General features: G+C 68.1%; 15 protein-coding genes and 1 tRNA gene. 12 read left to right on the forward strand and 4 right to left on the reverse strand.

What is annotated here, in order from left to right:
- Positions 1–35: 35 nt before the first annotated feature.
- The gene (locus tag BJF79_RS19475; RefSeq protein ID WP_262402285.1) at positions 36–977 is read right to left on the reverse strand and encodes a transposase; all 942 of its coding nucleotides are present in this window, start codon (positions 975–977) and stop codon (positions 36–38) included.
- A 150-nt stretch (positions 978–1127) separates the two neighbouring features.
- On the opposite strand from BJF79_RS19475, the gene BJF79_RS19480 reads away from it, so the two are divergent.
- The 3 genes from BJF79_RS19480 to BJF79_RS19500 all read left to right on the forward strand — a co-directional run bounded on the left by BJF79_RS19480 (position 1128) and on the right by BJF79_RS19500 (position 6151).
- Positions 1128–1445, forward strand: a complete 318-nt coding sequence (locus BJF79_RS19480; RefSeq protein ID WP_158079236.1) for a hypothetical protein — start codon at positions 1128–1130, stop codon at positions 1443–1445.
- Positions 1446–3141: 1696 nt separating this feature from the next.
- The gene (locus tag BJF79_RS19490) at positions 3142–3819 is read left to right on the forward strand and encodes a DUF4352 domain-containing protein (protein WP_158079237.1); all 678 of its coding nucleotides are present in this window, start codon (positions 3142–3144) and stop codon (positions 3817–3819) included.
- 1366 nt (positions 3820–5185) lie between these two features.
- Positions 5186–6151 carry a tyrosine-type recombinase/integrase gene (locus tag BJF79_RS19500; protein ID WP_075899354.1) on the forward strand — a complete coding sequence of 322 codons (966 nt, stop codon included), beginning with the start codon at positions 5186–5188 and terminating at the stop codon, positions 6149–6151.
- A 15-nt stretch (positions 6152–6166) separates the two neighbouring features.
- Here the strand turns inward: BJF79_RS19500 and BJF79_RS19505 are convergent.
- The 3 genes from BJF79_RS19505 to BJF79_RS19515 all read right to left on the reverse strand — a co-directional run bounded on the left by BJF79_RS19505 (position 6167) and on the right by BJF79_RS19515 (position 7532).
- Positions 6167–6242, reverse strand: a tRNA-Arg gene (locus BJF79_RS19505).
- Between the two features lie 189 nt (positions 6243–6431).
- Positions 6432–6680, reverse strand: coding sequence for a hypothetical protein (locus BJF79_RS19510; RefSeq protein ID WP_143220041.1), 249 nt, complete (start codon positions 6678–6680; stop codon positions 6432–6434).
- A gap of 336 nt (positions 6681–7016) precedes the next feature.
- Positions 7017–7532 (reverse strand): helix-turn-helix domain-containing protein, encoded by a 516-nt coding sequence (locus BJF79_RS19515; RefSeq protein WP_158079238.1) that lies wholly within the window; start codon positions 7530–7532, stop codon positions 7017–7019.
- A gap of 225 nt (positions 7533–7757) precedes the next feature.
- Between BJF79_RS19515 and BJF79_RS19520 the strand changes: the two genes are divergently transcribed.
- The 9 genes from BJF79_RS19520 to BJF79_RS19560 all read left to right on the forward strand — a co-directional run.
- Positions 7758–8087, forward strand: coding sequence for a helix-turn-helix domain-containing protein (locus BJF79_RS19520; protein WP_075899360.1), 330 nt, complete (start codon positions 7758–7760; stop codon positions 8085–8087).
- Positions 8084–8395: a hypothetical protein gene (locus BJF79_RS19525; RefSeq protein WP_075899362.1), complete on the forward strand. Its 312-nt coding sequence runs from the start codon at positions 8084–8086 to the stop codon at positions 8393–8395. The genes BJF79_RS19520 and BJF79_RS19525 overlap by 4 nt, the downstream gene beginning before the upstream one ends.
- Positions 8396–8483: 88 nt before the next feature.
- Positions 8484–8723: a hypothetical protein gene (locus tag BJF79_RS19530; RefSeq protein WP_075899364.1), complete on the forward strand. Its 240-nt coding sequence runs from the start codon at positions 8484–8486 to the stop codon at positions 8721–8723.
- Complete coding sequence (locus BJF79_RS19535) at positions 8723–9112, forward strand: hypothetical protein (RefSeq protein ID WP_075899366.1); 390 nt, start codon at positions 8723–8725, stop codon at positions 9110–9112. The genes BJF79_RS19530 and BJF79_RS19535 overlap by 1 nt, the downstream gene beginning before the upstream one ends.
- Complete coding sequence (locus BJF79_RS19540) at positions 9109–9531, forward strand: hypothetical protein (protein WP_075899368.1); 423 nt, start codon at positions 9109–9111, stop codon at positions 9529–9531. Before BJF79_RS19535 ends, BJF79_RS19540 begins: the two co-directional genes overlap by 4 nt.
- Complete coding sequence (locus tag BJF79_RS19545; RefSeq protein WP_075899370.1) at positions 9531–10781, forward strand: hypothetical protein; 1251 nt, start codon at positions 9531–9533, stop codon at positions 10779–10781. Before BJF79_RS19540 ends, BJF79_RS19545 begins: the two co-directional genes overlap by 1 nt.
- Before the next feature lie 57 nt (positions 10782–10838).
- Complete coding sequence (locus BJF79_RS19550; RefSeq protein ID WP_075899372.1) at positions 10839–11345, forward strand: hypothetical protein; 507 nt, start codon at positions 10839–10841, stop codon at positions 11343–11345.
- On the forward strand, positions 11342–11590 hold the full coding sequence (locus tag BJF79_RS19555; protein WP_075899374.1) for a hypothetical protein: 249 nt from the start codon (positions 11342–11344) through the stop codon (positions 11588–11590). Before BJF79_RS19550 ends, BJF79_RS19555 begins: the two co-directional genes overlap by 4 nt.
- Positions 11587–11810: hypothetical protein (locus tag BJF79_RS19560; RefSeq protein WP_262402286.1), on the forward strand; the 224-nt coding region annotated here is incomplete at its 3' end. The genes BJF79_RS19555 and BJF79_RS19560, both read left to right, overlap by 4 nt.

The raw sequence follows: 11810 nt of genomic DNA on the forward strand, positions 1-11810 counted from the left end.
GGATCGGCAGCAAGCAGCGTAGATCTGCCCGCAGATCACCCATGAAGAAGCTGTCCGGAAAACGCGTGGCCCCTCAGGGCGCCGGTCTGGGCAACCCACGCCGCGCGATGCGTCAACCGAGGGTGCAGCCGGTCCCACGAGCGGGCGGTGGCCCTGCCGTAAAGACGGGTGTCGCCGGTGGTGGTGACGTCCGGCTCGCCCCAGGTGGCGGTATCACCGAAGACGAACTCGCCGCCGTGCCGGGGCGGCCTGCCTCTGGTGCCCGGTGCCCACGGCGGGGCCGCGCGTCGCAGGACGCGGTCCGAACGCATCCGGGCCAGCACACGAACAGGGAGGTCAGCCAGCAGGTAGGCCAGGCGGGGCCCGTCGTAACCGGCATCGGCGACCACCCAGATGTCAGGGTCACCAGAGCGCCAGTGGCCTGCCGCGATCAGTCGCCCGATGGTCTGACGCAACTGGGCGGCCGTCACCGTGGCGGCGTCCTCACCCGGCGCCAGACGCCGTGCGTCCAGCGGCGCGGTCCAGGAACTGCGTCCGGTCTCCAGCGCGCAGACCACCGAGTACGGCCAGCCGGGGATCATCAGGTGCTGGTCCTTGCCACGCCCATAGGTGTGGCACAAGATCCGCCCGGGTGAGGTGTGCGCCTCGGGCCGCAGCCAGCAGGTGACGTCCACCGCCAGCACCAGCCGGCCATCAGCGGCCCGGGGCAGCGGAACCGCCGCCGGCGCGGCGCCCAGCCGTCCGGCATCCAGCCGCCCCTCAGCCAGCGCGCCATACAGCGATCCATGACCACGGCGATGCTCACCGACCAGCGACAACTCCACCAGCGAATGGACCGGGCCGTCCGCGCACAACACCGCGTCGGTCAGCTCGAACAACGCATCCGCCCGCGCCGTCAGGCACTGATAGAACTCCTGCCGGAACCGGGACAGCTCCCCGAGCGCACCGGCAACGTCGGCATCATGCACACTGATCATCGAAGCCCTTGGTCTGATCTTCCGTCTGTCGCAAGAAGGAATGATCAACCAAGGGCTTCACCATGATCAACCGGAGCCCCGCCACCGACACCACACGTTAAAGATCAAGCTAGGCCGACCCCAAGGCGTTGCGGGCGATCCGCAGGCCGATTGTCCGCCCGCGCCGGGGCTTGGGAATTGGCCGGTGAGCACGTCCTCAGCACCGACGGCGGCTCGATTGCGGCGGATCCGGACGCCACGATCGTGCTCGCGCCTCTGGAGGAGGAGAACGCCGTTCCGGCCTGGAACGGCACCTTCGGGTTCAACCCGATGACCGTCGTCATCGACCACGGCCCCGGCGGTGCTGGGGAGGTGGGCGCCCTCGACCTGCGGCCGGGCAATGCCAGCTCCAACACCGCCGACGACCAAAATACCACCGTCCGCGCCGCCTTCCAACAGATCCCCGCCCACCTGCATAAACCGTGCTGATCAGGACCGATTCGGGAGGCGGACGCACGGTCTCGTCGATTGGGCCTCGCGCCGGCGGCTGTAGTGCTCAATCGGATTCAACCTCACGGACGATGACCGCACCGCGATCCTCGCCCTGCCCAAGCAAGGTGTGGCAGTGCGCCTACGACGCTGACCGGCGGGCACGCCAGGACGTTCGACCTGTCCGCATGGTCGAAGGGGATGCGGGTCGTCGTCCGCCGAGACGCCCGTATCCGGGCACTGAGCTGCGCTTCACCGACATCGACAGGCACCGCTTCACGTGTATCGTCACCAATGCGCGGCGCGGGCAGTTCGCCGACCTGGAACTTCGCCAGCGGCCGGGCCCGGGCCGAGGACCGCATCCGGTGCGCCAAGGAGACCGGCCTGGGTAACCTCCCCCTGCACGGTGCTGCGGCCAACCAACTATGGCTCGAACTTGTCGCCCTCGCCGTCGATCTGACCGCATGGGCCCAGAAGTTCGTCTTCGGCGATCACCCGCCCGCCGCTGGGAACCCAAACGGCTGTGCCTGCGGGTGTTTTCGGCCGCCGCACGCCTGTCCCGCGGCGGCGACGTGTCCGGCTCTGGCTCGCCTGCCATTGGCCCTGGACCGGCCTGATCGTCTTGGCGATCGGGCGTCTGCAGATGCTCCGGCGCCCTGACCGGCGCGAACCGTCCCGTCAACACTAGGAAAGAGAACATTCGGGGTCGCGGAACCCGCCCATCCGACGCGATAGTCGAGTTCGTCGGCTGGCCCGCCGCTGAAAATGAAGAGTCGGTTGGGTCGTTCCACGACCTGACCGACCTTGCGAAAGATCGAGGTTAGCTGGCAGTTGGGGTAGGGGATGCTGGCGCCAGGTCTTTGCAGCGTTTGACCGCTCTGGCTATCGCGGGGTCGTTCGTGTCCAGAGCCAAGGGCTCAGTGAGAGGTGGGAACTCGTTGATGCCATTCTGCTTCAGGCATTGTCCATACGCCGAATCGGCATAAGTGAACTTGCGTTCCGTTGTCAATCTTGGTCCGTCGACTGTTGATGAGGTCGGCACCGGGGGGGCGGGAAGCTCTTTGACCTCTCGGGTGGTTTGCTTGGAATCGCCTTCTGGCCACAGTAGAAAGATGACTGAAGCAGCGGCGAGCGTGCCGATAAAGAGAAGCAGGGTGATTCGCCTAGGGGAGATCCGCAACTTTCCTCTGTTTTGCTCTCCCATTGGATTCACCTTTCGGGTGCAACAGGGTGAGAAGTTGTCTAGTTCCTAGGGCTTCAGCGGTCCAGACCTTGGTGTGTTGCCAACTATGCTCACCGGGGTTTGGTTGCGCAAGCCCACATTGCTGTGATGTTGCACAAAATCGGACAAAAGGTACGTTTGGCTCGGGTTGCGTATCTGGTGGAGTGGAATGGTGTACGCAGGCGGAGGGGACGCCAACTGTACTGAGATCGCAGGCCACGCTGCATCGGGTGCCACGGGCTGCATGTGTCTGAAAGCAAGGCTGACCGAATGACTGCGTTTCGTGGCGCATAGTCACGGAGCCTCGGTGATATCAACACCTGGTTTCTGGCAATCAGCTCGATCTTGCCTTAAGGGGACCGTATGCTTCGTCGGGTGTCAGATCCACAAAGTACCCAGCCGGATCCTGTTGGGCCGGATGGGTGGCCGTTCGTTGAGCGATCAACCGCCGTGAATGCGCCATCGATGGGTGTGGTGAGGCGGACTCTGCAGGCAGTCGTCTCCATCATCGGAGTCCAAGTTTTGGTCGCTGGTGTTGTTCTTCTGGTGATCAGCAGTTACCGGAGGGCGGCGGCGGGGTGGGTGCTGCCACTCGTCGGGTTCGTTGATGTTGTCGTCACTCTTCAGGTCGGGTGGTTGGCCGTCCGGGACATTCGTCTGGCTGGAAAGAGGACAGTTGGAGTTCGCATTGTCCTGGTGCTTCTGGTGGTCACTATGCTTGTCGGGGCAGGGGTAGGAGGTCTGGCTGTCCGCCGGTACGTCAACCGCCCGATTGCAGGAGCGTTTGGATCCCCGGTGATGGACCGCGATCTCAGAATCACGGCAGCCGATTTCCGGTGTGGTGGGAGGAGCAAGGGAATCACCGTGGGTGGGACGACGTGCCGGGTGGCGCTGACCGTAGCGAACACAGGGTCGGCGGAAGCGCTACTCAGGGCGAGGGTGCAGCGCCTAAGGGGCGAGGAGGGCGAGTATCCCGGCTTGCTTCTGGTCGAGGGGCACCAGAGGGGGATGACCTGGGAACTTGAGGCTGGTGCCTCAGTGCGGGGCGTTCTGGTTTTCGACGTCCCGCGTGGATCAGTACCCCGCTCGCTCGAGTTGCGTGCGAAAGAAGAGAGCCAGGGAGTGCGGCTTCCCATTCCCGCCGACGAATGAAGCGAAACGGAGGCTTCTCCGCAGGAGCCCCCTCGGGTCTCGTTGAAGGCGCCACTGAGTTGATAAGGGGTGTGGCTGGCGAGTTTGGCTGTGCGGTCGTAGCACTGGTGGTGACGAGTGGCCGAGGAGTTGCGGGACCTGTGCGATGGGGGACGCTGAGGTTCAGCAGCAGGGTTGCGGCGGTGGCACCCAGGACGTGCGGGTCAGACGGGCAGGCTCGACGCCGGTGGCGCGGGCGGTGCAGTGCGGTGGTCTGCCGCCACCGGTCGGAGGGCTGTCCGTCCTCCCGGAGGGCCGACGGGGCAGTGCTGGAGTGATCGTCCAGTAGCGAGTCGAGCAGGACGCGAACCTCGAGAGTGAGGGGACGAGGATACTTTCGTCGCCCTTGATGCAGAAGCGGATGGGGTGTGGCCAGGCCTCGGTGCCAAATGCGGCCGACAGTGAGGTTTTCTAATTCGGTGGCCTGCAGGCCGACCCCGGCCAGCCGGGCGACAGCGGCGGTGTCGAAGGGGTCTCGGGACGGTAGTGGCCTGGGCTCCAGTTGGCAGATTGCGTTCGACACCTGGGACCAGGGTCCTGCCGGACCTGGCGCGTCAGTACGCGGAAGACGCCGCCGCGGTGCTGCTGACTGCACGACGGAAGCCGGACGGGACGGCACCGCACGGACGGGTGGTGAACCTGGCAGAGGTGCCGAGGCGATGACCTCTGAGAAGTGACCATCGGACTCGGCCGAGCCGGAGAACCGCTTTGGGGTCGGACACCGGCTCAGCCGCTTCCCTGGGCGGCTCCATTGAGAAGCCCGCAGGCCCTACGCAGTGGTGACTTCGCAGTGCGCCGGGCCCGGTCTCGGACGTGGGTGCTCACCCGCGACGATCCGGCTTCCGGGTGGGCGCCCGGCGGTTGGGTGTTGACCTACGAGCAAACATCGAGCCAACACGGGGACGAAAGTGGGCATGTCGGGCTCGATTTTTGGATCTTGGCAGTGGTAAGACTGCAGGTCAGGGTGTTGCGCGCCCGGCAGGATTCGAACCCGCGACCGTCGGATTAGAAGTCCTATGCACACCACAGAGAGCGGGCCGTCAAGAGAATCCTAGCATTCACCTGCACAAACGCCGCGATCGAGAAAAGTTTCCCCGTCGCATGTAGGTGAGGATGCATAGGATTCTCCGCACGTTGGTGAAGGGGTCGAACCCGCCCAGGGCGGACCCCAAGTCTAGATCGCGCCCCGCTCTCACCCGAAGGGAGCACGGACTTGTCCGCCGAAATCATCCCCCTCCAAACCCGACCCGACCGAACACCCCGAACCCGCGCCTCACGAACACGCACCCGTACCAACCCCCAAACCGGCCTGCCCATCACCAAAGCAATGGAGTCCTGGCAAATCGCCCTCCAATCCCGCGACCGCTCCAACCACACCATCCGCTCCTACCGCGACAGCGTCGCCGTGTTCGCCACCTGGCTCGCCCAACGCGACAACTGCACCTGCCTTACCCACCCCGACGACCGCTGCCCCGTCATCTCCACGACGAGCCTCGACGGCACCGCCGGCGCACTGGACGCCGAGACGGTCGAGGCCGCCGACGTCCGCGTGTTCCTCATCCACGAACGGCGCCGCACCAGCTCGGGCAACGCCCACAAGCACTTCCGCAACATCCGCGCGTTCTACTCCTGGCTGATCCAGCAGGGCCACGTCGAAGCCCCGGGCCCCGTCGACAACGACGACGCCCCCACCGTCCACAAGAAAGCCAAGCCGCCGTTCAGCGACGGCGAAGTCGCCAGCCTCCTCAAGGCGTGCGGCGGCACCGAGTTCAACGACGTACGCGACTACGCCATCGTCCGGCTGCTGCTGGACATCGGCCCGCGCGTGTCCGGGCTGGCCGGGATCCGCTACACCGACGACCCGCACACCAACGACGTGATGCTCGGGCAGTACCAGATCCGGATCCTGCTCAAGGGCGGCGACGAGTACATTGCGCCGATCGGGAAGAAGGCCGCCGAAGCGATCGACCGGTACATTCGCCGCGGCCGGGCGCGGCATCCGTTCGCTGATGAGCCGTGGCTGTGGCTGGGGGAGCAGGGGCCGCTGACCGCGCACGGCGTGCAGGCGATGATCGACCGGCGGGCGAAGCGGGCCGGGGTCACCAACGCGCACCCGCACCGGTTCCGTCGGACCGCGGCGACGAACGCGATCGAGGCCGGGCAGAACGAGACGGACGTGATGCTGAACTTCGGGTGGAAGCGGCCGGAGATGGTGCGCTTGTACACCGAGGAGACGGCGGCGGATCGGGCTCGGCGCAAGCATCAGCGGAGCTCGCCGGCGGACCGCTTCTGAGGAGCGGGGGTGGGGTGGCGCCCCGGGCAGGATTCGAACCCGCGACCGTCTGATTAGAAGTCAGGTGCTCTATCCCCTGAGCTACCGGGGCCAGGTTGTTTCGAGGTGAGGGTACTACCACCCTCCACCTACATGCGACAGCGTATCCAGCCGGAATAGGTGGCGACATGCGAGGGCCGCACGCAGCAGCTGTGCGTGCGGCCCTTGGCGTGTTCGGTGCGGCCTGGAGGACGGGGAAGGGAGCATGCCGGGGCGGACGGCTGCCCTCCGGTCGCTGTTTCTATCCGGCTTTGGGCAGGTGGGCGTGGGTGCGGGCGCCTTCACCTCCCTCTGCCCGCGCTCGTTCGGCGCCGTGGGCGAGGCCCTGTGCGTAGCCGATGTTGAAGATGCGTCGCATCGCTTCGGGGTCCTTCATCGCCTCGGGGTCGTGTCCGCCTCGGATGCGCGGAACGTTCCCGTGCGTGAGGTAGATGAAGAACACGACACCTCCCGCCAGGCAGAACGTGTACAGGCGGTCCGGAGTGATCATCCCCCACACTCCGGTGATCCCGGCGCACGCCACGAAACCTACGAGACCTACGGTGCGGTGAAACGACACCTGGCTCCCCCCTCCTCAGGGCAGATTCGGATCCCCCGATCAGATGGCGTATGGGCCGGGGCATGCGCCATCCGTTGGTGACAACCTCGTCAACCAACCGAATCATGTGTGAACGGATATCTTGCTCCGTCGATGCCGGGTTTGTCATCCCCCCGGACAGACATTTGTAGCTATTAGAGCACAGAGGGCGAGATGTGACAGATCAGCGGGATGCGCCGCAAGGGATGAACTAAGGCAAGACAAACAACAACATACGGCCGAATCCGGTCAGGAGTTCGGCAACTGCTGTGAACTCGACTCGCGATCCCCGTCACCCTCGTCATTGCGAGGCATCAACTGCACGATCCGTCGCCGCAGCCGCCGGTTCTGCCTCTCGGCGTCCTGCAGCATGTCGTACAGCTCCTCCACGATCGGCTGACTGTCGACCGGGAGTTGGCTGATGACCTGACGTACACGAGAGTCGAACTCCGACTCGGTCAGCTCACCGGAGGTGGCCGCAGCGATGACGCCGTCAAGGTCGTCCCCGGGGAGCGGGCCGGTGACTGGGTAACCGCCTTCGGCGATCCGGGCGAGGTCGCCTCTTTCCCAGCCCAGAGCGGGTTCGAGTTTCTGGTGTGTCTTGGGAGTGGTGGAGCGCTTGCCTTGCTCCACATCGAAGACCGTCTTGGGGTTGAGGCCGGCGCGGTCGGCCAACTCTCGCTGAGAGACGCCGAGTTGGCCGCGTCGCGCGATGACGTAGCGCGCTACACGGTCGCGGCGGGACCGATCATCCTGACGGCTCATGGGGCCACAGTGTCGCACCCACCGGAACATTTTGGAACATCCATCGGGGTGATCCCGAACAAAGTTCACCGTACCGGTTTAGACGCGTATCCCCCGCGACAGGTTCACGCCGCCCCGGTAAACCTTCCCTGCGTCGGTGCAGTGCTGGCATCTTGATCCGAAGTTGTTCCGACTTCGATCCGAAAATCCTTGCGATGTTCCGATCTGGTCCTCTACCTTCGGAGCATGGCAACCGTCGCAGGGCTCACCGAGGAGCTCGACCCGGAAGCGGAACGGATCGGAGCAGTCCTCCGAAACCTCCGGGACACGCGGGGATGGACCCTCCAGAACCTGGGGTCGGCCATCGGGCGCTCGCACAGCTACGTGTCGAAGGTCGAACGCGGCCACGTCAAGGCCGCGAAGCAGCTCGCTCTCGTGCCCGCGATCGCCGCCGCGTACGGCATCACGCCCCGCGAACTCCTCGCCGAGATCTACCCCGCCGACGGCCCCCACCAGCCCCCGCCCGGCGTCGCGCTCGGGCTCACCAAGGGGTCCCGACCCCGGAAAGGACGGTGACCGATGCCTTCCTCCGACCCCAAGGCCCGCTCCCGTGTTGCGCGCGGATCGCCGCGAACGCGTCCTGGGCCGCGACCGCCAACCGGTCCGAGCGCGCCGCGAAGGGCCACCGCGCCTCACCGGTGTCGATCGACTACTGGCGGGCGTGGGCGCGCGACGAGTACCCGGAGATGTCGCCGGGTGACCAGCTCAAGGCCGCGACGAACAAGCACTCCGAGCACATGCAGCGGATGGCGAAGAAGGCCGTCGAGGCCCGCGCCCGCCGCCGCGCCAAGCAGGCCGGTAAGGGCGAGCAGCCCGCGGCCTGAACAAGAAAGTGCCCCGACCCGGTGGAAGCGGGTCGAGGCCAGGGCGGGAGGACATCCCGCACCTCGCAACAGATTAAGGGAGGACACCGTGGCACACGCCACCCCCACCACCAACAACCTCGCGGAGCTGCACCAGCCCCGCACCGAGTACGCCGGCGACCCGACCAACCCCGACGAGCCCACCCCCCACCTGGTCTGCTGCCGCTGCACCACCCTCGCGAACGGCGCCTGGGTCGAGTGGCCGTGCGACACGGCCGTCGACGCCGGACTCGACCGCGTCACCATCACCGGCCGGGACGCCGGGTTCTCCGAGCGGAGCCCGTTCTGATGCTGAGCGCCGAACTTGAGGCCCGCGTCGCCGAGATCGCGGCCACCCTCCCCAAGCCCAGCACCGTCCTGTCCGACGCGATCACGCTCATCGAGCGGCGCGGCTGGCACCAGGGCGGGACCATCCCGACCCCCGACCCCCGCCCGTTCGACGAGCGGCCCGTCAGCCTCGTCGGCGCCCTCACGATCGCGTCCGGTCTGGACCCGTGGACGTGCATCGACCGGTGGCACCCGGCCGTCCTCGCCCTGGTCGAGCACCTGGACCTGCCCGGCGGGGACCGCTCGAACGCGTCGCTGTTCGGCTGGAACGACCACACCGCCCGTTCGGCGTGGCAGGTCGTGACGGTCCTGCGGGCCGTCGCGGCGATCGCCCGGGAGGAGGGGCGATGACCCGCCTGATGGTGACCCCGGACATGATCGCCCGCCAGTTCGAGCGGCTCGCGGACTGGCACGTCCAGCTCCGCGACCCCCACTCCAAGGTCGCGGGCGACCCGGCCGCGCTGACCGCCGGGCACCGGCTCGCCGGGGGCGGGCACGCGGCGGTGTTCGACGTCCTGTGCGACGTGGTCGACCGCATCGACGACCTCGACAACGACCGGTACGAGTACGCGGCCGACGACGACCCCGACGACATCGACCGGGATGTTCGTGAGGCGCACGAGGACGCGCTTGCGCCGCTGGTGGACGCCGCCGCGCTGCAGGTGATGGGCCCCGTGAGCTTCTGCACGATCTGCCAGAGCTACTTCCTGGGGCGCTCTTGCCCGAACTGCGGCTGGTCCCACCACATCGAGCAGGACGGAGCCGCCTGATGGCTGAGCAGTTGACGTTGGGTGAGCTGATCGCCGCCCTGTCCGCCGCCGACCAGGACCTGATCGTCCCGGCCGGGTTCGACTCCCCGCACTCCTACCGCGGTGTCTACGCCGAGCTGGCGTTCGAGCCCGCGGGGGACGTGACGGTCGCGGCGATGCTCGCTTCCGCCCGCGACGCCGACGGCGCCGAGTACGAGGGGTGGAAGGGCGGCTGGTTCACGATGACCGCCGACACCCGGTGCCACCTCGCGTACGAGGGGTGCTGCGGATATGAGGACGAGGACGCGCTGACGCGGGAGCGGCTGGAGGCGATGCTCGCCGCCGGGCGGCGGCCGGAGACAACGGCGGACCGGGTCGAGTCGTTGATCGCGTCGACGATGGACGAGGTCGAGAGCATCGGCCAGGCCGCGCCGGAGGACGACGAGCCGGGGTTCTACGACCGGCTGGACGAGATCCTCGACGACGCCTCGGCCGGTCACAAGCGGAACGACATCGTGGACCGGATCGACGCGCTGTACCGCGCCCCGCACGTGGTGACGATCGAGGAGCGTGACGAGGCCCTCGCGCAGGTGGAGCGGCTCCGCGGCCAGCTTGCGATGCACCTGGCCGCGTGGCGGCACGCGGCCCGCCGGGCCCGCGCGTCCCGGGCACTGCGGACGGCCATCACCGCCGACCGGGACCGGCTCTTGGAGGTCGGCGCTGCCACCGTCGCAACGTGGCGGGAGCGCGCCGCCGACGCCGCCGCCGAACGGGACCGCGCCCGCCGGGTCGCGGTCGCCGCTGAGCAGACGCTCAACGAGCAGATCGACCGCGCCATCGAGGCCGAGGAGACCCGGGACCGGTACCGCCTCGCGTGGCAGTCCGCCCGCCGTGGGCGCGCCGAGGCACGCGCGGAGGTCAAGGCGCTGGAGGAGACGGTCGCGGCGGCCGACGCCGAACGGGACCGGCTGGAGCGCGACGTCACCTTCCTGACCGAGATCGTGGTGGGCACGGTCCTGCTCGGCGCGGACGACGCGATCGGGATGGTGCGGGCGCTGGCCGAGCACGTGGCCGCCTCCGGAGAACTCAGCGCGGACCAGGTCGAGCGGGTCACCGCCGGGCTGGACAAGCAGCAGGCCGACCGGGACCGGATCGCCGAGCAGGCTCAGCGCGTCCGCGCCCTCTGCGCGGGCGGCCCCGGCCCCCACAACGAGCGGCAGATCTGGATCAGCGACGTCCTCGCCGCGCTCGACGCCGAGCCCGGCGCCTGACCTGACCACCTGCGGGGCCGCCGCCACCCGCGGCGGCCCCCCCCCCAGGAGACCCACATGACTGCCACACCCACCACCTACCGGCCCGTCCCCCTCGGTGAAGCGCTCTGCCGCGGCTGCGAGAAGCCGTTCCAGCTCATCGAACTGCGCACCGCCCCCAGCTTCACCAACCGGCACGGCGTCCGACAGAAGCCCCGCGTCATCCCCGTCCACGGCCCCCGCAACAACCGCTGCACCGGCTCGCACGGCGACCCGATGCCGTGGCTGGAGGCCACCCGCCTGCCCGGCTGGGACAACCTCACCGACCGCGACAAGGGCGCCGCCCTGATGCACGTGTGGAAGTGCCACTGGGAGCGGGACCCCTTCTACGCCCGCAACCACTACCCCGCGGACTACTTCGACCACCCGCTGCTGGTCGACCTGGACCACAAGGTCGCGTCGCTGCACGCCGTCGTGGTCGCGGGGACGTGGAAGCAGGCGATGGAGCGGCTCGGCGAGGACGAGGCACAGCGGCTGTACGACCTGGCGCTCGACGCGGATCGCGCCGCAAGGGGTGTTCGGTGAGCACCCCCACCGCCGTCGCCGCCATCGCCGCGGGCATCGGCATCGGCGGCTGCGCCGTCGCCTGGGCCATCACCCGCCTCGGCCTCGCCCGGGGAAAGTTCGCCGCCCTCTGCGACCTCGGCGAGGACCCCGACGCCTGCGACGACCACGACCTCATCTACGGCGGCACCACCTGGGACGCCCGCTGGGACGTCGACGAACCGCGCCCCGGCACCGGACCCCGACGCAACCGGGAGGTCCTGTGACCCGCCGCGCCCCCTGCGGCACCGCCGCCGCCTACCTCCGCCACATCAAGCGCCACGAACCCACCGACACCGCCTGCAAAGCCGCATGGGCCGCGCGCAAGCGCGAGAAGAACGCCCCGCACCGCACCGGCCTCGACCCCGCCAAGGTGTCCGCCGAGAACCGCACCGCCGCCCGGCAGCGCCGCATCGCCGCGTACCGGTACATGACCCGCACCCTCGG

It is taken from the genome of Actinomadura sp. CNU-125 (assembly GCF_001942465.1).
Taxonomy (GTDB): domain Bacteria; phylum Actinomycetota; class Actinomycetes; order Streptosporangiales; family Streptosporangiaceae; genus Spirillospora.